Origin of the sequence: Paraglaciecola sp. (genome assembly GCF_039943935.1) — a bacterium.
In the GTDB taxonomy this organism is placed as follows: Bacteria; Pseudomonadota; Gammaproteobacteria; order Enterobacterales; family Alteromonadaceae; genus Paraglaciecola.
Map to the genome: position 1 here is coordinate 69,337 of NZ_JBDUZQ010000022.1, position 24,272 is coordinate 93,608.

23 protein-coding genes are annotated in these 24,272 nt (G+C 39.9%); all 23 read right to left on the reverse strand.

What is annotated here, in order from left to right; all coding sequences use genetic code 11:
* Nucleotides 1-36: 36 nt before the first annotated feature.
* The 23 genes from ABJD71_RS14300 to ABJD71_RS14410 all read right to left on the reverse strand — a co-directional run bounded on the left by ABJD71_RS14300 (nucleotide 37) and on the right by ABJD71_RS14410 (nucleotide 24,207).
* Complete coding sequence (locus tag ABJD71_RS14300) at nucleotides 37-768, reverse strand: RNA polymerase sigma factor FliA (RefSeq protein WP_348170697.1); 732 nt, start codon at nucleotides 766-768, stop codon at nucleotides 37-39.
* Nucleotides 765-1,631, reverse strand: coding sequence for a MinD/ParA family protein (locus ABJD71_RS14305; protein WP_348170700.1), 867 nt, complete (start codon nucleotides 1,629-1,631; stop codon nucleotides 765-767). The genes ABJD71_RS14300 and ABJD71_RS14305 overlap by 4 nt, the downstream gene beginning before the upstream one ends.
* Complete coding sequence (gene flhF, locus ABJD71_RS14310) at nucleotides 1,628-2,932, reverse strand: flagellar biosynthesis protein FlhF (protein WP_348170703.1); 1,305 nt, start codon at nucleotides 2,930-2,932, stop codon at nucleotides 1,628-1,630. The genes ABJD71_RS14305 and flhF overlap by 4 nt, the downstream gene beginning before the upstream one ends.
* A 42-nt stretch (nucleotides 2,933-2,974) precedes the next feature.
* A complete protein-coding gene (gene flhA / locus ABJD71_RS14315) occupies nucleotides 2,975-5,074 on the reverse strand; it encodes a flagellar biosynthesis protein FlhA (RefSeq protein ID WP_348170706.1) in 2,100 nt (699 codons plus the stop codon).
* Between the two features lie 93 nt (nucleotides 5,075-5,167).
* Complete coding sequence (gene flhB, locus ABJD71_RS14320) at nucleotides 5,168-6,292, reverse strand: flagellar biosynthesis protein FlhB (protein WP_348170709.1); 1,125 nt, start codon at nucleotides 6,290-6,292, stop codon at nucleotides 5,168-5,170.
* 12 nt (nucleotides 6,293-6,304) lie between these two features.
* Complete coding sequence (fliR, locus tag ABJD71_RS14325) at nucleotides 6,305-7,084, reverse strand: flagellar biosynthetic protein FliR (RefSeq protein WP_348170712.1); 780 nt, start codon at nucleotides 7,082-7,084, stop codon at nucleotides 6,305-6,307.
* Between the two features lie 32 nt (nucleotides 7,085-7,116).
* Nucleotides 7,117-7,386, reverse strand: a complete 270-nt coding sequence (gene fliQ / locus ABJD71_RS14330; RefSeq protein WP_133469250.1) for a flagellar biosynthesis protein FliQ — start codon at nucleotides 7,384-7,386, stop codon at nucleotides 7,117-7,119.
* 38 nt (nucleotides 7,387-7,424) lie between these two features.
* Nucleotides 7,425-8,180, reverse strand: coding sequence for a flagellar type III secretion system pore protein FliP (fliP, locus tag ABJD71_RS14335; RefSeq protein ID WP_348170715.1), 756 nt, complete (start codon nucleotides 8,178-8,180; stop codon nucleotides 7,425-7,427).
* The gene (gene fliO, locus ABJD71_RS14340) at nucleotides 8,177-8,698 is read right to left on the reverse strand and encodes a flagellar biosynthetic protein FliO (RefSeq protein ID WP_348170718.1); all 522 of its coding nucleotides are present in this window, start codon (nucleotides 8,696-8,698) and stop codon (nucleotides 8,177-8,179) included. The genes fliP and fliO overlap by 4 nt, the downstream gene beginning before the upstream one ends.
* The gene (gene fliN, locus ABJD71_RS14345; RefSeq protein ID WP_348170721.1) at nucleotides 8,658-9,077 is read right to left on the reverse strand and encodes a flagellar motor switch protein FliN; all 420 of its coding nucleotides are present in this window, start codon (nucleotides 9,075-9,077) and stop codon (nucleotides 8,658-8,660) included. The genes fliO and fliN overlap by 41 nt, the downstream gene beginning before the upstream one ends.
* 33 nt (nucleotides 9,078-9,110) lie before the next feature.
* A complete protein-coding gene (gene fliM / locus ABJD71_RS14350) occupies nucleotides 9,111-10,169 on the reverse strand; it encodes a flagellar motor switch protein FliM (protein ID WP_348170724.1) in 1,059 nt (352 codons plus the stop codon).
* Between the two features lie 28 nt (nucleotides 10,170-10,197).
* A complete protein-coding gene (gene fliL / locus ABJD71_RS14355; protein ID WP_348170727.1) occupies nucleotides 10,198-10,728 on the reverse strand; it encodes a flagellar basal body-associated protein FliL in 531 nt (176 codons plus the stop codon).
* A gap of 85 nt (nucleotides 10,729-10,813) precedes the next feature.
* Nucleotides 10,814-12,937, reverse strand: a complete 2,124-nt coding sequence (locus ABJD71_RS14360) for a flagellar hook-length control protein FliK (protein WP_348170730.1) — start codon at nucleotides 12,935-12,937, stop codon at nucleotides 10,814-10,816.
* A gap of 177 nt (nucleotides 12,938-13,114) precedes the next feature.
* Nucleotides 13,115-13,549, reverse strand: a complete 435-nt coding sequence (gene fliJ / locus ABJD71_RS14365) for a flagellar export protein FliJ (RefSeq protein WP_348170733.1) — start codon at nucleotides 13,547-13,549, stop codon at nucleotides 13,115-13,117.
* A gap of 28 nt (nucleotides 13,550-13,577) precedes the next feature.
* A complete protein-coding gene (fliI, locus tag ABJD71_RS14370; RefSeq protein ID WP_348171017.1) occupies nucleotides 13,578-14,900 on the reverse strand; it encodes a flagellar protein export ATPase FliI in 1,323 nt (440 codons plus the stop codon).
* Nucleotides 14,901-14,910: 10 nt separating this feature from the next.
* Complete coding sequence (fliH, locus tag ABJD71_RS14375) at nucleotides 14,911-15,696, reverse strand: flagellar assembly protein FliH (protein WP_348170736.1); 786 nt, start codon at nucleotides 15,694-15,696, stop codon at nucleotides 14,911-14,913.
* Nucleotides 15,697-15,725: 29 nt separating this feature from the next.
* The gene (gene fliG / locus ABJD71_RS14380) at nucleotides 15,726-16,760 is read right to left on the reverse strand and encodes a flagellar motor switch protein FliG (protein ID WP_348170739.1); all 1,035 of its coding nucleotides are present in this window, start codon (nucleotides 16,758-16,760) and stop codon (nucleotides 15,726-15,728) included.
* A gap of 37 nt (nucleotides 16,761-16,797) precedes the next feature.
* Nucleotides 16,798-18,501: a flagellar basal-body MS-ring/collar protein FliF gene (gene fliF / locus ABJD71_RS14385; protein WP_348170742.1), complete on the reverse strand. Its 1,704-nt coding sequence runs from the start codon at nucleotides 18,499-18,501 to the stop codon at nucleotides 16,798-16,800.
* A 10-nt stretch (nucleotides 18,502-18,511) separates the two neighbouring features.
* Nucleotides 18,512-18,838, reverse strand: coding sequence for a flagellar hook-basal body complex protein FliE (fliE, locus tag ABJD71_RS14390; protein WP_348170745.1), 327 nt, complete (start codon nucleotides 18,836-18,838; stop codon nucleotides 18,512-18,514).
* 252 nt (nucleotides 18,839-19,090) lie between these two features.
* Entirely contained in the window at nucleotides 19,091-20,437 is a 1,347-nt protein-coding gene (locus ABJD71_RS14395; protein ID WP_348170748.1) for a sigma-54 dependent transcriptional regulator, read from the reverse strand.
* Nucleotides 20,438-21,628, reverse strand: a complete 1,191-nt coding sequence (locus tag ABJD71_RS14400; RefSeq protein ID WP_348170751.1) for a HAMP domain-containing sensor histidine kinase — start codon at nucleotides 21,626-21,628, stop codon at nucleotides 20,438-20,440.
* A 163-nt stretch (nucleotides 21,629-21,791) separates the two neighbouring features.
* The gene (locus ABJD71_RS14405) at nucleotides 21,792-23,213 is read right to left on the reverse strand and encodes a sigma-54 dependent transcriptional regulator (protein ID WP_348170754.1); all 1,422 of its coding nucleotides are present in this window, start codon (nucleotides 23,211-23,213) and stop codon (nucleotides 21,792-21,794) included.
* 190 nt (nucleotides 23,214-23,403) lie between these two features.
* Entirely contained in the window at nucleotides 23,404-24,207 is an 804-nt protein-coding gene (locus tag ABJD71_RS14410) for a flagellin (protein WP_348170757.1), read from the reverse strand.
* Between the last annotated feature and the right edge of the window lie 65 nt (nucleotides 24,208-24,272).

Consider the following 24,272-nt stretch of genomic DNA (forward strand, 5'->3'; position numbering starts at 1 on the left):
ATCAAAACCTATTGTTTTGACCCTTTGATTATCATTCTAATTTTCCTGTGAACGCCAATACTGCATACGAGACTTAAGTTTCAACATAGCTTGGCTATGTATCTGACTCACTCTAGACTCGCTAACATCAAGCACTTCACCTATTTCTCTTAAGTTTAGTTCTTCATCATAGTACAGAGAAAGAACTATTGCTTCCCTCTCTGGCAAAGTTGTAATTGTATGAGCAAGCGCTTTTTGAAAAGAGCCTTGCACTAAATCCTCAAACGGGGCATCTGAACCTTTTGTTTGCTCTGTTCCAATTACGTCCTCGGTTACTCCAAGGTCTTCCATACCTATAATCTTTCCAGCATTCACTTCATTTAGCATTTGATGATAACTATCAATACTAACTTGTAATTTTTCAGCAACATCAATATCTCTCGCATCTCTGCCCGTTGCTCTTTCTACTTGATTAATGGCTTCTGTGATTGCCCTTCCATTTTTATGAACCGAACGAGGAGTCCAGTCTCCTTTTCTAATTTCATCCAACATCGACCCTCTAATTCTGATTCCTGCAAAAGTTTCAAAACTCGCGCCTTTACTGCCATCAAAATTCCTCGACGCTTCCAGCAAGCCAATCATTCCAGCTTGAATCAAGTCATCAACTAATACACTCGCAGGTAACCTTACCATCAAATGGTGAGCGATACGTTTAACCAATGAGGCATGGCGCTCTACCAATTCATTTTTATCGGCTAACTGTTGATAAGCTGAAGCTTTGCTATTCACCTGTCATCGCCCACTGTTTTTTTGGTCACCAATTGTTCTAAAAAAAACTCTAAATGCCCACCTGGTTGATTTGGTATCGGCCAACTTATTGCTTTTTGAGCCAACCCTTTTATTGCTTTAGCTGCAGGTGCTGCTGGAAATGCCTCCACTACTGCTTTTTGCTTTCTCACAGATTTACGCACATTTTCATCAAAAGGCACCACGGCAACTAGCTCAAGAGCTACATCTAAAAATCTATTCGTAACCTTTGTGAGCTTAGAAAACAACTCGTCACCTTCACGCAGGCTACGCACCATATTAGCTACAATTTTAAAACGAAATATTCCGTGTTCTTTGTTCAAAATTTTGATTAATGCATAAGCATCCGTCAACGAAGTAGGTTCATCACACACGACAACCAATATATCTTGGGCTGCTTTAGAAAAGCTTAAAACCATATCCGAAATACCTGCGGCGGTATCAACTATCAACACATCTATTTGAGATTGCAACTCACTAAAAGCACGAATAAGCCCCGCATGCTCTGTTGGCGTCAATTCTGTCATCGACTGACTACCACTAGTCGCAGGGGCAATCTTAATGCCATAAGGGCCTTCAACTAACACATCATCTAACGTGCATTCACCTGATAAAACATGAGATAAGTTTTTTTCAACTCTAAGCCCCAACAATACATCAACATTTGCCAAACCTAAATCGGCATCGAGCACCATAACTCGCTTGCCTTGCTGTGCCATTGAAATAGCAGTATTTAGGGTAACATTAGTCTTCCCTACCCCACCTTTACCGCCTGTTACGGCAATAACTTTAATTAATCTTGATTGACTCATTCTTCTTAGACTACTCGCTTGGTCCTCAATCATAATGTTGCAACTTCATTTTTAACCTGACTGGAACTAGTATGAATTAAAGCATATTTTTTATAAAGCTTCGCTGCACTTGTTATTAAATATTTTGTACTAGCAGACTGTAAGTCCTCTGGCACTCTTTGCCCGTCCGCTAAATAACAAATCTGCAATTTGTTTTCTATTGCCACACTAATGGCTTCCCCTAAACTGTAACATTCATCTAATTTTGTCAATATACACCCATGTAAAGAAAGCTTACTATATTCATTAACTATTTGCTGCATTGCTCGATACTGACAATTCGCTTGAATGACTAAATATTTACGTATGTTAACACACGAGTTTTGTTTTATTGTATCTAACTGTTTGATTAATCTTGTATCTTTCTGACTATAACCCGCAGTGTCAATTAATACTAAACGTTTATTTTTAAATTGATAAAGTAAATCTGTTAATTGATTTGAATCCTGAGCTTGTTTTACTGGGCACCCAATAATTTTACCGTAAGTCGCAATTTGATCAAACGCACCAATTCGATAATTGTCCAGCGTAATCACAGCAACATTTTCAACTCCATACTTTTTTACTGCTTGAGCGGCTAATTTAGCAATGGTTGTAGTTTTACCTGTACCAGTAGGTCCCATGAGAGCTACAACCCCAGGTTGCGATAGAATGTCATCATGTTTAGTCTGCAGCTTATTTGCTAGTAATTTTAAAAGAAACAACCAAGCCTGTCGTTCATCAGACGATTTGGGTGTATATGAAACCACCTCTTCAGCTAAACTATTTGAAATCCCCATTTTATGAAGTTTTTCCAACAGATAACCATGTAAAGGATGATGGCGTTGTTTTTCTTGAGCAATTAAACCCGAAACCTGAAACTGTAGGATGTTTCTCAAGGAAGACAACTCTTGTCGCATTTCTGAAAGTGCATCTTTTTGATAAGTACTAGGCTGCTTTTCTACGTGGCTAAGCGTTTGACTTTTAGACTCTTGCGGTTGGTAAGCTTCCATGGCTTCAGTTTTGTTACTAACAACCTGAGATTGCTTTTCCAACAAAGCTTTCAAACTATCAGGAGCAGTATCTCCAATAATCTCACTTAGTGAAGGAGTTTTAGTGGCTGGTTTTAGACTAGTTGCATCATTACCATTTTTGCCAACTAACTTGGCATCAGGTTCTTTATCATATGCTGCAACAATTTCTATGCCATCAGCATGCTTTTTGTTTGACATGATAACCGCATCACCGCCTAACTCGTCTTTAACTTGTTTAAGCGCTTCTCGCATGTCTTTACCATAAAATCGTCTAATCTTCACATTTCCCCCTTTAGCCAACTAACCCGATATTTAAACGTCAGATTATTGACCGACTGCACTTACAATTTTAATTTGTTTGTCATCAGGAATTTCCTGATAGGACAAAACGTGTAACCCACTTACAGAATGTTTCAAAAACTTAGATAAAACTGGCCTAAGCATACCTGACGTCAGTAGAACTGCAGGTTCACCCGCTAATTCTTGTTGCTGTGAAGCTTCATTCAATGAGCTTTGAAGTTTTTCTGCTAGGCCTGGTTCAATTCCAGCTCCATCAGCACCGCCAGCTTGCAAAGACTGGTGCAACATTTGTTCCAGCTCAGGTGCAAGAGTAATAACTGGAATTTCCATAGTTCCGCCGTTTATTTCTTGCACAATCAACCTCTTAAGTGCAATTCGAACAGCCGAAACTAATACATCAGGATCTTGACTTTTGGGCCCGAATTCACACAAAGTTTGCACGATACTGCGCATATCTCTAATAGGTACGCCTTCGTATAACATTGTTTGTAGAACTTTAACGACAGTACTAAGAGGCAGAATCTCAGGCACTAACCCTTCAACTAATTTGGGACTGTTTTTGGCTAACATATCTAACAGTTGCTGTACTTCTTCATGTCCCAGTAATTGGTAAGCATTATTAGTTAATAACTGGCTTAAATGCGTTGCTACTACAGTTGCAGCATCCACAACTGTATAGCCAAGAGTTTGAGCATGCTCTCTTTGGTTTGCTCTAATCCAAACAGCATCTAATCCAAAGGCAGGATCTTTTGTTACTTTACCTTCCAGCTTTCCAAAAACCTGCCCAGGGTTAATGGCAAGTTCATCATCATGACTTATTTCAGCTTCACCAACTGTGACACCTAACATAGCAATAGTGTAATTATTTGGGCTCAAGTCTAAGTTATCTCGGATATGTACAGGTGGGATTAAAAAGCCCAACTCTTGAGATAGCTTCTTCCTCACACCTTTAATACGGTTCAGTAACTCGCCACCTTGAGCTTTGTCAACTAAAGGGATCAAGCGATAGCCGACTTCTAAACCAATAGTATCTACATGCTGAACATCATCCCAGCCCAACTCTTTTGCTTCAGCGGGTTGCAAATTTTGCTCAGGTAAGTTGCTAACGACTTTAGGTTCATTAGCAATTTTTTGTGCTCGCCAATAGTTATAATATGCGTACCCACCCACAACAGCACTAAAACCTAAAAAAGCTATATGTGGCATACCAGGTATGATCCCCATTACAAACAGAATCCCAGATGTAATGTACAAAGCTTGCTGGTTTCCGAGTTGCTTACTTAATTCTGACCCCATTTCCTGAGAATCATTTTCCCGAGTGACTATAATAGCAGTCGCAACTGAAAGAAGAAGAGAAGGTATTTGTGCAACTAATCCATCTCCAATGGTCAATAATGTATATATTTCAATTGCTTGTGCAAAACTTAAGTCATGCTGAATCATGCCAATAAATAAGCCACCAACTATATTGATTAACATTATGAATAGTCCTGCGACGGCGTCCCCTTTAACAAATTTTGATGCACCATCCATTGACCCATAAAAATCAGCTTCACTTGTTATTTCAACACGGCGTTTTCTAGCTTCGTCGGAATCTATAAACCCAGCATTTAAGTCTGCATCTATAGCCATTTGCTTACCAGGCATAGCATCTAAGGTAAATCTAGCGCTAACTTCAGATATCCGACCTGCACCAGCAGTAACAACTTTAAAATTAATAATAAGCAAAATGGCAAAAACCACTATTCCCACAGCGTAGTTGCCACCAATAACCACCTCACCAAACGCCTGAATAACTTTACCTGCCGCGTCTCCGCCTTCATGTCCTTCAAGCAATACTATTCGTGTAGACGCAACATTTAATGCTAAGCGTAAAACGGTGGCGATTAACAACACTAAGGGGAAAATCCCAAAATCAACAGGCTTCTTAGTAAACACTGAAACCAAAATAACAACCAAAGAGAGAGCAATATTGAAGCTAAATAAAATGTCTAATAAAAAAGCGGGCATGGGTAAAATAACCATTCCCATAATAGCCAATAAAACAATTGGTGCGCCCAAACCAGATGCTACGGTTTTAAAATTATTTTTGTTAAATGTATTTAGGAAAGGAGTAAGTTCCATAAACGAAATATTGACGCTTCTATATGTTATTGATGAGTTATTTACTCAAAAGCAACTAGCGCGCCAAAATTCGATTATGTCCTAAATTTTAGTTTATCTTCGCAACTCAGGAGGAATAGGTAGATTAGATTTAAGAGGATTAGGACGTTTGCCTTTACCTTGTTTAAATGCTTTAAGCTGATAAACATAAGCAAGAACTTGCGCTACAGCCATAAAAAGCTTTTCGGGAATTTCGTGATCAGCTTCTGTGGAATAATAAATAGCCCTAGCCAGCATAGGAGAAGCAACAACAGGAACATCATGTTCTTTAGCAATAGTACGAATATGCATAGCCAATTCATCTACACCTTTAGCGACAAGTGTTGGGGCTCTGGTACCTAACTGGTCATATTTTAAAGCAACAGAAAAATGAGTTGGGTTAGTAACCACTACATCTGCATTTGGCACTTCTTGCATCATACGGTTCGCCGCAGCCTGATATTGTAATTTGCGAATTCGATTTTTTACTTGAGGATCACCATCAGCATTTTTCCGTTCGTCTTTGATCTCCTGTAACGACATTTTCATTTCTTTATTATGCTTATAGCTTTGATAAGGCACATCAAAAATTGCTATAGGAATTAATGCACAACACATGAGTAAAAAAGCCCAAGCAATAAGGTCCAATGCATGAAATATATTTTGGGGGTAAAGCTCTAAATCTAAATGTAACGCTTCATCTTGAAAAATAATAAGCGATATATAGGCCATAGTGGCCACTACCAAAAACTTTGCAATCGCTTTAAATAGCTCAACAATACTATTCATGCCAAACATCCGTTTTATACCCGCAATAGGACTAATTTTACTCGCTTTGGGTGACGCTCCCTGCCATGTAAAGTTGTACCCACCTAATGCTATATTTCCATAAATACCCGCTATGGCTACAATAACCATATAAAACAAAACTGGTACGCTTATTGTTTCTATTGCAAACCCCCATACTTGAAACATATGTTTAAAATCATAGGTCTCATCTCTCGACAAAGTAAAAGTACGGCGTGAGACTTCAAAAATAGCACTGGCAATCTGTGCCCCTATCATCAAAAACGCAATAGCACTCGCCACTAACACTAGAGTCGTTGATAATTCTCTAGACCTCGCAACTTGCCCCTTTTTTCTGGAGTCTTGAATTTTTTTGGAGGTGGGTTCTTCTGTTTTTTCATTTGAATCAGCCATAGCTTCCCTCCTTTACGAACACACCAAAACCAATTGACACATAGTAGTTTGTGCTCGGTTCCACAATAATTCAAAGTGATGTGTTAAGTTCCCAAGAGTTATCCACATTATGAATAAACCCATAATCTGTGCAATAGAGAAACCAATACTAAAAATATTTAACTGCGGGGCTGCTTTTGTCATTACCCCAAAAGCTAAATTAACAATGAGTAGCGAAACAATAGGAGCTAGAGATAAGGTCAGTGCGGAAACAAACATCCAACCAGCCCAGTGGGCAATCTCCTTAAACTGCTCTGGTGTGAACCACGCCTCCCCAATCGGAAACGCTTCGAAACTCATCACAACCATTCTAATCATAGCTAGGTGACCGTCCATAGACCAAAACACTAACGTAGCTAGAATCAGGTAAAATTGACCTATTGCAGGTACATTAATGCCATTAACAGGGTCGACAATGGACGCAAAACCTAAGCCGGTTTGCATTGCTACAATTTGCCCAGCTAATACAAAAGTGTTCAAGACCATATTAGATAAAAAACCCAAAGCAATCCCGATGATCAATTGCTGAGCCACCAATACAAAAGTCTCTACTGAAAATACTTCAGCAACCGGCACAGGAGGAATAACAGGCATAATGATTAATGTAAGAAATAGCGTCAATAAAGCTCTCGTGGTTGACGGAACACTTTTGGCACTCAACCCCACCATAGAAGCAAACATGCCGGATATCCGCATAAACGGCAGCAGTAAATCAGCTAAATATTGGGATACAGTAGAAGTAGCAAATTCCACGATTCAAATACACCCTTGCAAACTCATTAAGTTTACCCCACCACTTCAGGGATACGTTCAACCATAGTAAAGGTGAAATCCATTAGTTTTTGCACTAACCAATGACCTCCCCAGCTTAAGGCCAGTAAAGTCACAATCAACCTAGGCAAAAAACTCATGGTTTGCTCGTTAATAGACGTTGCGGCTTGAAATACAGCAACAATCAAACCCACAAACAAACTAGGTAAAATAATAACCGACACCAACAAAATAACCATTTGTAGCGCTTCTTTTAAGATCTCAACAAATACCTCAGGACTCATCAGAATACTCTTTTATAATTGCTATGGATTACCATTGGTCACCCCATTCCAAAGCTATTAGCTAACGTTCCGAATATGAGATTCCAACCATCCACTAATACAAACAACATTAACTTAAATGGCAAAGATACAATCATTGGAGACAACATCATCATACCCATAGCCATTAAAATAGAGGCCACTACCAAATCCAGAATCAAGAATGGTATAAACAACATAAATCCAATTTGAAAAGCGGTTTTTAGCTCACTCGTCACAAAAGCAGGAATAAGTACATTCATCGGTACATCTGCAGGATCTTGAAATTGACCATCCATACCGCCAATTTGTACAAAAGTTTCTAAGTCTTTAACTCGAGTCTGCGACAACATAAAGGCTCGTAGTGGCTGCTTGCCAATTTCATAAGCTTGAATGGAAGTAATTTCTTCATTTAAATATGGCTGAAGAGCGGTTTCATTAATTTTTTCGAATACCGGAGCCATAATAAACATAGACAGAAACAAACTTACCCCTATTAAAATTTGATTTGAGGGTGACTGCTGCAAGCCTATCGCTTGTCTTAAAATAGACAAGACGATTATAATTCGCGTAAAAGACGTCATCATCATCACAAAAGCCGGAAGTAAGCTAAGTGCCGTCATAATTGCGACGACTTGCAAGGTCATAGTGTAGTCTTGACTACCGTCAGGATTATCAGTGAGCGTTAAAGCGGGAATACCTGGTGCACTGTATGCAGAAAAACTAAATGCCCCAAGAGCTAAAATAAAAAACACTCTAAACCAACTTTTATTCATGGCTTATCTCCCTGTTTAGGTGAAGCAGGCTCAACAGATTCAATTTGTTGGCTATCAGCTAATGCAGGATTTAGTTTCCCCGCCATGAACATGGCTAACTTATCTTTAAACTTGTCATTTCCAGTTGCTGAATCATCGGGCAAAGGCTGACTTAATTTTGCTAAATGATTAATATTGTGGGAAGTTACCCCCACTAGGTGTTGTTCATTACCCACTTCAATCACCATCACCCTTTCTCTGGTACCGGCCATCATTGATGCAACAACTTTTAAGTTAGATGACCCTGACTGAGTGACGTTAAACCGTCGCATAAGAAAGGCAACCACAAAAACCACGCCTACTACGAGCAATAAAGAAAGAAAAATTGACAGTATAGATGTGGGATTTGTGAGGTCTTGAGCTGCTGAAAATGCTCGATTTGAGAATAATAAAAATGGGCAAAGTGTGTACCAAGCCCATGTTTTACATAGCGTTTTTTTACCTAAGCTTTTTAATTCTTTCCAATTGACTAATAACATCTGTTAAGCGAATACCAAATTTGTCGTTGACCACTACTACTTCTCCATGAGCAATCAACGTGCCATTAACTAAAACATCTAATGGTTCTCCAGCAACACGGTCTAATTCAACAACAGAGCCTTGGTTAAGCTGTAACAGATTTCGAATACTAATATTACTTCTACCCACTTCCATCGAAATAGTGACAGGTATATCCAATATAGTGTCAAGTTTACGTTTTTCCTGAGTGGTAATCTCTCTATCTTCTTCAAACTCATCCAGCTCAGCAACTTCCGCTCCTAAACCAAACTCATCGGTAGACTCTTCACCTTTTGCCTCTTCATCTGCTTGCTCAGCCATAGCTGCAGCCCAGTCATCTAAACCATCTTCTTCACTCATTTTCTACTCCATACTCGATATAGTGATAGTAAATTACCAATCATCTTCGAGGGTTTGCAGTTCGGCGTCGTTATCGATGCGACGTCCACCTTTTGTTAACAATTGCAACTCAGACTTCACTGAAGTCGGGCGCGGAATTTTTTCAATTATTTTAAGGGCAAGACTTTCTCTGGATTGTCCCATTTTCGCCCTAAATGTCGGTAATTTTTCAATCATAACAGTAATATGCTCTGGCATTTCGATAGGAATAATAATGCCAGCCTCAAAGTTCATTACCTCTTCTAGAGTCATATCGATATCCATCATATGGGTTGACAATTCAACCTTTACATCCATGATTTCATCTCGTAATGCTTTACTCCATCTTAAATCCGTATCCTCTTTGTCACTTTGTACACCAGCGTCTAATAATTCACGAATAGGCTCTAACATTGAATATGGCAATGACACATGAAAATCACCACCACCTCCATCAAGTTCAATATGGAAAGAACTTATTACCACCACTTCAGTTGGGCTAACAATATTTGCCATTGCTGGATTAACTTCAGAGTCAAGATATTCAAAAGACACATCCATTACCGGCGCCCATGCCTCTTTGTAATCTTCAAAGATTAACTTAAGCAACATTTGAATTATTCGGCGTTCGGTAGGAGTAAATTCTCGGCCTTCTATCTTGGCATGATAACGGCCATCACCACCAAAAAAGTTATCAACCAAAATAAATACTAATCTCGCTTCCATAGTGATTAAGCCGGTCCCTTTTAATGGGCGAAACCTAACCATATTTAAACTAGTTGGCACAAACAAAGTATGAATATATTCTCCAAACTTAGTCATCTGAATACCATTAATCGATACTTCAGCTGAACGGCGCATCATATTAAAAAGACTTACCCTCATATGCCTAGCAAACCGTTCGTTGACGATCTCTAACGTTGGCATACGGCCTCTGACGATACGATCTTGCGAAGAAAAATCGTATTCCATAGCTGACCCTTCAGATACGCTTTCTGAAACGTCCTCTTCTTCAACGTCGTCTACTCCGTGAAGTAGCGCGTCAATCTCGTCTTGGGATAATAAATCGCTCAATCTAACTCTCTCATTTAATCAATGCTATTTACTGCATTACAAACCCAGTAAATAAGACCTCTTCCACTACTTGGTTACCTACTACATCAACCATAACTTTCTGAACGTCTCTTAAAGCATTCGCTCGAATAGCAGTTTTTCCGGCTTCTGTTGTTAAATCATCAGCATTAGCAGAACTAAATGCTGTTAATAATTTGCCTTCAATTAAGGGTATATGCATTTTAACCTGCTCTTCGTTATCGGATCCACGCATCATCAATTGCACCTTAATTTCTACATACCTATCTCGCGTTGCACCAGGAGCATTAAAAGTAAAAGGCCTTGGCATTGCCACATATAAGGCGGTTCCTGTTTTGACCAATGCGGTGTTGGGCACTGCTGCGGAATCTGAGCCAGCAGCCGTAACACCTTCTTCAGCTAGAGGCGCAGGCTCTTCTGAGCCCATTAAAAAATAAAAGGCGGCACCACCACCTGCAATAATGACAACCACAGCGATGATAATTATCATCAGCTTGCTTTTCTTGCCGCCCTCTTCCATTTGTAATTCTTCTTCAGCCATTCTGCTCTCTCAAATTAAATATCACAGTGTCTATTATCATGTTCAAATAAAATTTGGCAACGTGCTTTATACTTTTTGTTTACGATTACACAAAATAATCAATTCCACCCAGCGAACCATTCACTACATTCTGTTGAGACAACATAGTGTCAGGCACTTCAACCTCATCCATACCATGTTCAGTTCCGCCACTATTTCCTGCAAACTCTCCTTGTTCCTGTTGTTTACCGTTACTTTCTTGACGCACCGATGACTGACCTAATTCAATACCTTTCTCAGCCAACATGTCTCGTAACCGCGGGGTTGCTGAATCCATAGCATCTCGCGCATGATGAGACTGCACCACAAAATTGACTGTTGCTGAATCTCCAGACATGGCGACTTTTACATGTACTGACCCTAGCTCGGCTGGGTCAAGGCGAATGTCTGCCACCAAGTTTTTGGTATTTACCATCCACCGAACTTTTTCAGCTAATTGTTGATGACCTTCAGGCTTCGTAATATTAATCGCTTTTTCAAACTTAGTTTCTAGCTGACTCAACTGTATTTGTTTACTTTGCTCACCTTGAATTTGAGCCACATCTCTAGCGTGATTATTGTAAGACTGATTTTGGTTATGCTCTATAGCTTGGCTAAGGGAGCTAGCAAAATCTATTACTTGGGATACACTATTACTAGTTTGTTCAGAGCTTAATGCTGATTTGTTCACCAAGCTCTGGTCAGATACTTTAGTCGCAGCTTCGGCAATTAATGCCTTTAAATCTAAACCGGGCTCACGCCCCTGTGCTAGTTGGCTCTTAAATTCTTGTAGCCCTGTTTTAAGGGCTGCAACAAATTCCTTTGATGCAAGCTCACTCGCCGGAGCAAGATCCGCAATTAAAGTTGTGACTGTGCGTTGCGCAGCTAACTGGTTTTGTTCAGTTAAAGTAGCACCACTTACCTTTTCTGGCTCAATTACACGACTGCTAATATTCTCTAATACTTTATTTAGTTTAGTGTCCGGCAAATCAAGCAAGGCTTTAACTTCAAAATGTTTGCTTTCTTTTGGTGAAATGATGCTGTTGGCTATAGTCAACACCTCAGGTTCAATAGCGTGTTCTACTAACTCTTTATCAAGTGAATCAGCAGTCACTATTTGACCTAACTCATTATGGGTAACCTCTTCTTCGGTATACTCCACATCCATTACTTGGTCGGCTAGTTCCGAAAACACTACTTGCTCAGAATTCGAAGTTAACAGCTCTGTATTGTCTACTTCAGCAGATATCAATGACTTATCAAGATCAACGAGTTCATTTTCTTGCAATAGGTCTAATAATAGAGACTTATTGACATCCTTAGTTAAGTCAGGAAGCTCTATACCAATTAGGGCTTCATGCTTTTCACCAGAGAAAAAGCCAAGGTTTGCTTCTATATTATCTGAATGAACTAAAGGAGCGCCTGCTGGAGTATCATCACTTAACGTTTCAAGAATTTTAGATACTATTTTATTAAACTCGGCCTTGTTAGGCGCGTTATCTAATTGCCCTATTATTTTTTCCGCTAACTGCTGACTAAGTGGGGCTTGTATTGTATCGGCATATGCCGAAGTGGAAAAGTTTAATGTCTCTAGGTTATGCTCTAGGTCTGATAGCGCAAGCTCGCCTTCAGACTCTTTTACTATTTGATCTTGAGTATCTGGCTGCAAATCTCTCTTGTTTTTATTCAAACCTTGTAAGTTATCTACTAAATTAACCCATTGTTGAACGTCTATCGTTTCCAAATCGGTTACTACCTCACTTTCTGAGATAAAGTCAGCAGTCTTTTCCGACTTAGACATATCTATGTCTAAATCTCTTGGGAGTACGTCGTGTTCACCTTTATGAGGTGATGTGACTTTGACATCATCATGCCCTTCAACTTCTGGTTGCGACTTCGCAGACTTACCATCCAACGTAGCAGTGTCTTTAACCTTATCCGAGTCGTATTTTTCTTTGGCATGTTTTGAGGAAACTACCTCAATAGCCTGTTCATTATCTGAAACTGGATCTTTCGTTGCCACATCTTTTACAGAATTAACTGCCTTATCATTCTTATTCAGGCTATTTTGTTGATCTTTTAGCAATAAACCAAACTGCTCTTTCACCGCAGAGTCTTGCTGACCGCTCGCTTCAGCTCCTATGGCAAAAGCGGCAAGTTCTGATTTAGTTGTGGCAACTTGTTGCATCATTGTAAAGTCCTTAACCTCATAGTACTGGGTCACTCCATAGATATTTAAATGATATTTTTCAGTATGTTACAGAGAATATAAGTTTAAAGCCTGTAACAATTAAATATCTAATGGATAAAAAATAAATGTGTGCTCAAACTAGGTAGAGCAAGGACTATTCCAATTTATAAAACTGAGCTATTTGCGGAGGTATTTTTGTAACGACATCTCATCAAGCATTATTTGCTCTTGTCTATCTTCTCGTTTCTGTTTTGCAATTTGTTGCTTTTCTAGGAGCATTTCTACCGCTTTACGCTTACGTTGTTGTTGTAACCATTGCCCACGCCTTTGTTCGGCCACAACAAGTGCCTTATTTAATGCTTGAACCTGCATCTCACATGCCTTGTCTAACTTACCTATAAACTGGTGATGTTGCCCAAAAGTTAAACTGCCGATACCTTGCTTTGCTTTTTGCTGTACTTGCCTTAAATAATCTAAACGATAGTTTTCTAATCCAGATAATTTCTGCTTATTACTTTGGGCAAACTGCTGCGCCTTACGAAAAACGTCTACCATTTTTTGCTCTTTTTGTCGCTCCCACTCAGCTACGACATCCAATTGCGAGTTAGCCATTAAAAAAGCTTCTCAAGTATTAATCTACTCAACCTGTCCCCAGCCCACTACTCAATGTTGTCATATCTGCTGTGCTATGTTCAAAATCTAAAACTTGTGTCATTCCTTGTTGTAAAAAAGCATTAATTGCAGGCTCAGCGTTTATCGACAAATCAATCCGAGGATCTGTTCCTTTTGAATATGCGCCAATACTGATTAAATCTCTATTTCTTTGGTAGGTGGCATAAACTTGGCGAATACGTCTGGCTCGTAGTACGTGCTCTTCGGACACAACCATGGGCATCACTCGACTTATTGATGCTTCAATATCTATCGCGGGATAATGCCCAGAATCAGCTAAATCACGAGACAACACTATATGTCCATCTAAAATGGCGCGCGCCGCATCCGCAATAGGGTCTTGTAAATCATCCCCTTCAGTGAGCACGGTATAAAACGCAGTAATAGAACCTTGGGTCTCAGAGCCATTGCCCGCTCTTTCGACTAACGCAGGTAGCTTGGCGAAAACAGAAGGCGGGTACCCCTTAGTCGCTGGAGGCTCTCCAACAGCTAGTGCAATCTCTCGCTGTGCCATGGCGTAGCGGGTCAATGAATCAACCAGTAATAAAACGTTTAGACCTTTATCTCGAAAATATTCAGCAATAGTAATGGCTGTTTCACACCCTTTAAGTCGCATTAATGGCGAGGTATCCGCAGGAGCGGCTACTACTACAGACTTCTTTCGCTCCTCTTCACCTAATATATCTTGAATAAACTCTTTAACCTCACGGCCTCTTTCACCCACTAACCCCACAACAACAACATCTGCGGTAGTTCCGCGCGTCATCATGCCCATCAACACACTTTTACCTACACCACTGCCAGCAAACAAGCCCATACGTTGTCCAGAGCCAACCGTGATAACAGAGTTAATAGCTCTTACCCCTACATCTAATGGTTGTGTAATAGGTTTACGTAATAAAGGGTTCATTGGTGGTTTAGTTAACGGCACTCTCGTTTCAGCATTAACAGGCCCTAGACCATCAAGTGGTTGACCGTTACCATCTACAACACGGCCCAATAACTCCATACCTACGGCCAAACCTTGCTCTCTGTTGAGAGGTAATACTCTTGAGCCAGGGACGATACCTTTTACAGCTTCAGTGGGCATTAAATAGGTAATATTTTCAGCAAAACCAACAACTTCAGCTTCAATTTCGCCATCAATCGTTTGAATCAAACATTGACTACCGACAGGCATTTGGCAACCAACTGCTTCAAGTGTAAGCCCTATACCTCTGACCAACTTACCACTGGCAACTACGGGTACATAGGGAATTTGGTGTTTTAATTTTTTGATTCTCTCTAACATATGCTGACTTTCAATCGTCACTACTGGCAGCGACATGACTTAGGCCCTGCTCCAGTAAAAATTTATCTATGACACCTCGAACACGTCGTTCAACTGATAAGTCAACCGCATTTGAATCCGTTACGATTTCACATCCACCAGCCGACAACTCAGGATCTGCAACCAGATCCCACCTATGTTTAGTCAGTTCTTCTTCTGAGAAATGGTTATTTAGTCGAACAATATCTTCTGGGTGTAAACGAATTTGATAATGCTTTTCTTGAATGGGTAATACCTTTAGACCTTCACTTAACGCTTGAAATATAAGGTCATGGTTAGTTTTCACTTCACTTCGAATTACTGCTCTAGCTAAACTGACGGCTAACAAAACCAACTCTTGTTCAAGTTGATGCTCTACTTTAGTAATAGGGTTTTGAATACTTTCAATTAAGCTCTCCCATAAAGTGATGTTCTGCTGTATTTGCTCCACTCCACTAGCTAAGCCTTCTTGTGTTCCTTGCTCTAACCCTTTTTCGTACCCCTCTTTTTGACCATTTTCTAAACCTAGTTGATAACCTTCTTTTTCACCTTGTTTTTGGCCATCAGCAAAACCTTCAGCATGAGCAGCTGCTCTTATTGCTTCAATTTCCTCGGCTGTAGGAGGTAGAATTTCGATTTCTGGCTCTGGAGGTTCGTATTTCCAGTCAGACTTTCGGTTTAAGGCATTAGTTTTATCTAAATCGACCTTTGAAGTTTTTTGTTCAACATAAGGAATGTCCCATGTCTTAAACTCTTCTTCCAATTCATTGTCAGTCATAAAACTACCTTTTAAAACTCATCAGACACTTATAAGAATTCATCACCGCCACCACCACCTAACATGATTTCACCTGAATCAGCTAAGCGCCTAGCGACAGATAGAATTTCTTTTTGTGCCGTTTCGACCTCACTAATACGTACTGGGCCCATAGCCTCTAAATCATCGATTAGCATTTCAGCCGCACGTTTAGACATGTTTTTAGTGATCTTGTTTTTAAGTTCGTCTTCAGCACCTTTAATAGCTTTTAGCAATGCCTCTTGTTGTACTTCACGGAGTATGGCTTGAATAGCTCTATCGTCGACTTCAGCAAGATTATCAAATACGAACATAAGATCTTGGATTTGCTGGCTCATTTCTTCATCTTGCTCACGAATAGCATCCATTAACTGACCTTCGATATTGGTATCTAGGTAGTTCATAATATCAGCAGCAGATTTTAGCCCGCCCATCTTCGCAGCTTGGGTTCCAGCTTGACCAGCAAACTGTTTCTCCATAATTTCATTTAATTCTTGTAATGCAGCAGGTTGAACTTCTTCAAGATTAGCGACCCTCATCATCAAGTCTAGCCGCACTTTTTCAGGGAACTGACTCAATATTTCAGCTGATTGCTCAGCATCTAAATAAGACATAACGATGGTTTGTATTTGCGGATGCTCATTGCGAATAATGCTGGCGACTTGTTTCGAATCCATCCATTTCAATGAATCGAGGCCTTTTGCACCTGACCCCATTAATATTTGGTCGATTAGGTTAGCAGCTTTATCTTCTCCTAACGCCGAAGTTAGTGCTCGCTTCACAAAATCAGTGCTCTGGAATCCAATGGTACTGTAATTTTGGATTTCTTCGATAAAACTTTTGTGTACTGCCGTAATTTTAGGCTGAGTCATATCTTCAATTGAAGCCATGGCCTGACCTAATTTTTGTACTTCTTTTGGCTCAAGGTGCTTAAGAATTTGTGCCGCGTCTTCTTCTGACAGGCTAAGTAATAATATGGCCGCTTTATCAACACCTTCTAATTTTCCGACATCATACCCGGTGTCTTCTACCTTTTCTTCATCCACAACCTAGCCCTCAATACTCTTTTTGTTAAATCCTAGATTAATCATCAAGCATCATCCAGTTTTTAACAACCTGTGAAGATAACTCTGGCTCATTAGCTACCAAGGCTCTTACTGCTTTTAATACGTCTTCATCTTTATGTAAATCAGGTAGCATAAAGGTACCGTCTGCTGCAAAGCCTACTTGAGATTCATCAAACTCTTCCGCTAATAGGCTGATACTTTCATCACCTAAATCTAAGCCTTCATCAGCATCTAAGTCATTACTCTTCAGCTCTTCAGGGTGAATAAGTTTGCTGACCATAGGTCTAACCACAAACAAGATCAACAAGGCAATAATGAAAATACCACCACCTAACTTTATCATGGGCATAAAGACAGGATCTTCCCAAAATGGTAAATCAACGGCTTCGTAATCTGCATCACGACTAAATGGAATACTAACTACTTCTAAGGTGTCGCCACGGGTAACATCAAACCCTATTCCACCTTGCAATAAACGTCGAATATCCAAAAGTTCAGCCTGAGGTCTTGGCGCACTGCTCTCTGTACCATCTGCTGCTGTATTAGTTATGTAGTCTAATGCTACCGATACACTCAAACGACGTATCACTCCAACTTGCTGCTTTGTGTGGCTAACGGTTGTATCTAACTCGTAATTTCGAGTCTCTTCTTTATGATTTCGGCCTGGTGTAGTTTGTTGTGTTGAATTGCCATTAGCTCGTTCGGGAATATTTGCATCTAATGGAGGTTGATTTGTTAACGCGCCGGGTATACCTGCAATGACCCCTCCGATACTATTATCTTCAACCGTCATTTCACTTCTAATGGCAGGCAAATCAGGGTTGTAACTGCGTTGCGTATGTTCTACCGAAGTAAAATCCATGGTGACATCAGCTTGGGCTGTATAATTACCTATGCCTAAAACAGGAATGAGAATTGAATCAATTTTTTCTAGATATTCCGATTCACGCTTTTTCTCTAACTCATACTCTTTGCGGGAACGCGCCGATTCGGCATCTTGTGAGCCCGAGTTTAATAAGCGCCCATTACTATTACTGACAGTTACTCGTTCTGGCTCTAACCCCTGCACAGAAGATGCAACAATATCAATGATAGAGTTTACCTCACCGGACGTGATCATAGCACCACGTTTGCTCGTGACCACTACTGTCGCACTAGCTTTCTTCTCTCTGCGGGCAAATACGTTTTCTTTCGGCAAGGCGAGTAAAACCTTTGCTCTTGCGATCGAATTGATTTCTTCAATGGTGCTGGCAATTTGCTTTTCTCTAGCGTGTTTTAAACGCTCTTTTTCGACACGCTGGCTAACCCCAAACCCCATATCTTGCATAATAATATCACTACCAGCTGACTCTCCTTGTGAGATCCCTTGCCTAGTCATGCCAATTTTTATACTCTGATACTGCTCACTACTAACGTATATAACGTTACCCTCTAAGCGATAATCGATTTGGGCTTGATCAAGATAATCTAATGTTTCAATTAATTCTTGCGTCTCCATTTTGGCTAAAGGACGATAATCTGGCTCTTGCGCCCAAAGAAAAATAAACACAGCAATAGCCACACATATTACTAACGCCACAATCAAGGTAATTTGGCGCATCATATCGGCATTACCAACTGAGTCCATAAACCCAGACTTTTGTTCCGCACCTGAGTCATTAGGATACAAGTCTGTATTCATATCACTCATTGCTAATTCTGTACTCGCAGCTTCAGCCAAAACCTAACTCCTAAACTGGCATATTCATAATTTGTTTGTAAGCATCAAGCACTTTGTTTCTTACTTGTACAGTAGCCTCAAACGCGATTCCTGCTTTTTCTTTAGCGACCATTACATCGGCTAAACTAAGACTTTTATCGCCCATTTCAAACGCCATCGCTTTATCTTTTGACTCTAGCTGCATATCGTTCACAGTGCCGACGGCTTGGCTCAGTAGTTCAGCAAAGTTCTGCGACGAAGGGTTGGTAGCAATCCCGCCAGACTCACCCAGCCCCATTTTGGTCTGCTCGGCCATACCTTGCAGTTCTTGATAGATTGACTGCGCTTTTATATCCATGAACTTGCTCCCAATACCCGTTGACGTATTTTATATTTTGAAATTGATGTATCTATCCAATAGCAAGCTAGATGCCAAATACAAACACAACAGAAAAAAATATTTTTTACATAAAATACAATTAGTTACATGACTTAACGTTAAAAAAATCAGTGTCATATTCTTGACAGACTTAACAATCTATTAGGTATAAAAAAACCACCTATTCAGGTGGTTTAAAATCAATCTAAATATTGTGCAAAATTCAAGCAACTATGCAGGTAGGTCTATGCCCACCTCTCTCATTTTGGCAAGCTTATAACGTAGGGTTCTTGGGCTTATCCCTAGACGTTCCGCGACATCTTTACGGCGGCCTTTACAACTTTGTAATGTATCCAAAATAATCTGATGTTCCTGTTGTCGCAATTCTGAGCCAAGCTTACTGTTGTCTTCTTCTACTGCTTCAATTTCAGGAGTTCTAACACCAACGGCAAGGTCTTGTTCGATCATAAGGTCAATTGCATCGATTTGTGTTCCATCAGATAAAATTAATGCTCGTTGAATTACGTTTTCCAGCTCTCGGACATTTCCGGGCCAACTGTGTTGCAACAATTTACTTCGACCAGCTGCTGTTAACTTGGGTATGGCATTACCCAATTTTTGACAATGACGCTCAATTAAATGTACTGCCAAAGGCACAATATCACCTGCTCGCTTATCAAGAGGTAACCAAATTAATGGAAATACATTGAGGCGATAATATAAATCCTCTCTGAACTCACCAGCATCAACCGTTTGCTTTAGGTTTCGATTACTGGTTGCAATCACCCTTACATCAAGAGAAATCGTTTTACGGCTTCCTAACCTTTCTACTTCCTTTTCTTGTAACACCCTTAATAATTTAGCTTGTAAGCTAAGATCCATCTCACTGATTTCATCCAATAAGATAGTTCCCCCTTGAGCCTGTTCGAACTTACCAGGACAAGCTTGTAAAGCACCAGTAAATGCACCTTTCTCATAACCAAACAAAGTAGCTTCAAGCATATTTTCTGGGATAGCTGCACAATTAATTGCCACAAATGTCTTCGCGCTACGATTGGATTGGTCATGAATATATCTAGCAAGCACTTCTTTACCCGAGCCGCTGGGCCCAAGTACCATGACCGTTGCTTCTGATACCGCTACTTTTTTAGCTAATGCCAGTAGTTGCAAACTACTAGGATCATCAACTACAGGTGTTCTTGATTCAACTTTATGGGCTGGAGCATAGCGGCCTACTAAATTAAGTAACACTTCAGGGGCAAAAGGTTTTGACAGATAATCTGTTGCACCATCACGCATGGCCTGTACCGCATCATTTATAGTGGCATATGCCGTCATTAATAAGATGGGAAGATTAGGGTGTTTGTTTTTTATATTCTTCAACAATGACAAACCACTCATACCAGACATTTGGATGTCACTTACGACCAAATCGACTACCTCTTCAGCAAGTATAATCAAAGCCCGCTCACCGCTATCAGCTTCAATAACTTTATAGCCACCTAACAATAATGTATCTACTAGTGCTTCACGTAAACCAGCATCATCCTCAACAATTAATATCTTTGCTTGACTCATTTATAAACTCCCCGCCGCATCGGCATAGTATGGTTGCGACTGATTGTATTGTGCGGATTTAATCGATGTTTCTTTTAAACTATTTGAATTATGTACAGGTAGCCTTAGTGTGAAACACGCCCCACCATCAGCTAAGTTACTTGCGCTTACCTTACCTTGGTGAGACTGGGCGACACTTTTTACTACCGCTAACCCTAGTCCAGTCCCGTTACTCTTGGTTGTATAGAATGGCTCAAATATACGATTAATGTTTTCATCACTGATGCCAGGGCCATTATCCTTTACACTGAGACATACCCAGTTAGGCTCATCATTATCTTGATTTACAGATAAATTTATCACTGCGTTTTCAGGCTTAACAGTAAGGGCATTGTGGATTAGGTTTTGTAGTGCGCCTAACAAGGCCGTTTTATTGCCCAAAATTGCAATATCAGATTCTGGTTGCTGTAGGGTTAATATTGCTTGTTGTTTTTGCAACATGGCATCGGCGTCTTGTTGTAGCTCCGACATTAAACTTTTAATAGAGATATTACTCACAACTTGGCCATCACCGCTCTTTGCAAACAACAACATATCGTTCACTTGGCTTTCTAAATCTCTCAATCGAGATTGCAGTTTTTCACTAAACTTATCTCTAGAGCTTTTATTCAAGGTATTGTTTGACAAGTTTGCTGCATATAACATGGCTGCAGATAAAGGAGTACGTATTTGATGTGCTAAGGACGCAACCATTTTCCCTAAGGAAGATAACTTTTGAAGGTGCCCAATTCTTTGTTGCAACTGACGAGTTTCTGTTAAATCGGTTAAAACAATAAGTTGCCCCGGCTCTTTTCCTAAAGGTGTAATGGATAATTTAACTTTACGACCGTCAAACAAAGATACTTCGTGACCGTCATCAGCCTGGGGCTTGAAAGAGCGAAGAATAATGGCGCGCCAAGACTGACCTTCCAAAGGCTCGCCCAATAAGGTCTTAGCTAGTTGGTTAGATTGCTTCACTATACCTTTACCATCTATAACCACTACACCAGCTGGCATAACCTGCAATAAATGCTCTAAACGGTTTGCTTGTAAGCGCAAAGCATCAAGCTCTAAAGGTTCATCTTCGACTAAAAAGTGATCGTTAGATACTAACTCAGCCTCCAGCTTAGTCTCTTTAATTTTATTTTTTGGCAAGCCAGTGTTAGATCCCATAAATTCCCCACGTCAAAACTTAGACAGAATGATTACGAGAGTTATAAAGCACATGTCATGCCAAAAGAAAAAACATTTTAAAACAAAAGGTTAGGTTAAAAATCAACAGTTTTTTTTGTCAAAGAAATGGCGGCTTAATGATTTAAAAAGCCGTATTGTGAAGTTACGCTTTGTTGATATTGTATTTGCGCATTTTTTCTACCAGGGTAGTACGGCGCATTCCTAAGGCTTCAGCCGCTCGGGCAACGACCCAATCTTGTTGTTCTAATGCTTGAGAGATTAAACTTACTTCTAAGTCAGAAATGTATTCTTTCAAATTTAAACCATCAACCGGCAACTCTTTAGATGAAGCATCGTTCGCAGAGTCATCTTCTTCGGTGTTATCTCTAAATAAAGCATTAATAGCTTCACGCTCGAGTAACTCTTCTGGGTACTCAGGCTCGTAAGGGTCAATATCTAAATGTTTATATTTAAAAGGTAAGTCAGCTAGATCAATGAGCTGCTCAGGATATAAAATCATCAAGCGCTCAACTAAATTTGACAGTTCTCGAACATTTCCTGGCCATTTATGTTCCATCAATGACTTCAATGCGTTTTCTGTAAATTTAATCTGAGCGTTGTCTTCTTGTAAGCGACACACTAACTCTTGTAGTAATAGAGGGATATCTTCTTTACGTTCTCTTAAGGCAGGGCTATCAATGGGAAACACGTTCAATCGATAGTACAAGTCCTCTCTAAACGTACCATCTTTAATCATGATTTCTAAGTTTCGATGAGTAGCAGCAATAACACGAACGTCACATTTTATCGGTTTATTTCCACCTACCCTTTCATATGTTCTCTCTTGTAAGACCCTGAGCAATTTCACCTGCATTTGCAAAGGCATATCCCCAATTTCATCTAAAAAGAGAGTCCCCCCTTCGGCCATTTCAAAACGACCTTTACGTGTTCCTATCGCACCAGTAAAGGCGCCTTTTTCATGACCAAATAATTCACTTTCAAGTAATTCTCCTGGAATAGCGCCACAATTTACTGGAATAAAAATACCTTCTTTACGATTCGACATAAAGTGTACGTTGCGCGCTATTACCTCTTTTCCGGTACCTGACTCACCTAAAATGAGTACGTTTGCTTCTTTGGGCGCTACTTGTTCGATGAGGTGTCTCACATTCCGTATATGATCGCTTTTTCCAACCAAACTACGAAAGAGTCTGGGCTTTTGGTGAGTACTTGGCTTTCTAGAGGGTTGACGACGACGATACTCTTGGCATCTATGTAGCATCTGAGTCAAAGCTGGGTAAGTTATTGGCTCACCTATAACTCCAACAATATTCGATTTAGGTTTAAAGTTATCGTAGTGCCCTAATAAGATGAATGGGATACTCGGAAACTTTTCGCCTATATCACTGACTAATTCAGTACTCGCACCATCTACAAGCACAGACTCTATATCTGGATTTATTTTTAACGTTTCAATGGCTGAAGAAAATAAAACACTAGAGCAGCATTCACCAAGAAAGGTAAGAATAGTGGTTAGATTATTGGCTTGCTCTTCATCAGAACAAATAATCAAAATATTGCTCATGCACCCTCAGTTTTGCTTGTATTCATTTAACTTTATCAAATGATTCTAACCATTCGAGAGGGGATAGCAACTGAATTTCAAGCAATTTTAATAAAATGCTTTTTTATTGAACAATAGTAAGCTTTACGAAACAAAACTCAAAAAAAAGAGTAGCTTAGCTACTCGTTTTAAAAATACACAGGTAAGCAAACTAACCACTCAATAATGACAAAGCCTGTTCTTGTTGTTGATTAGCCATACTCTGCACAGAAATACTAGTTTGGCTCAATATCCCCGCGGCTGCATTTTCTGAACTAGCCTGGGCATAATCCGTATCTTGAATCCTACTTCTTGCCGCCGCTACATTTACATTTGTTTGTATTAGGTTGCGAGCGGCACTTTCAAACTGGCTTTGCGTTGCCCCTATATCAGCGCGAACACTTCCTACAAATTCTGTGGCGGTGTCTGCAGCAGCTAACGCATCTTCTACACCATCTGCTGAACTTAAATCCACATTAAGGATATCATTTAAGCCAGAAACAACATCACGGGTACCAACGCCAATTTTTTGGTCTGCATTAGTGCCCACTTGAAAATCAATTGAGCCATCGTTAGACAGTAAAGATTTACCCGCGAATTCTGTTTGTTCTATAGTTTGGGAAATGTTTTCTTGAAGTTGAGACACTTCAGATTGAATCGCTTTTCTGTCAGCATCCGTCAATAAACCATTACCAGATTGCACAGACAACTCTCTTATACGGTTAACATCATCGTTAATGCCAGCCAACCCACCTTCCGCTACTTGCGTTAGCGACACACCATCATAAGCATTAGAAATAGCCTGTCGGCCACCTTCTACTTCAGATGTTAAACGGTCAATAATTTGCTGAGCAGCTGCACCATCTGCAGCACTATTGATTTTTTTACCTGACGATAGCTTCTCTAGAATAGATTCTTGTTTATTCTGAACTTGCGATAACAACGATGAGTTAGCAGTAGAATCGAAATTAATCATAGTAAAATCCTTAAATGACTTTTAAGACCATAGCAGAATATCATCTGAAAAGTAATCAAACAGTT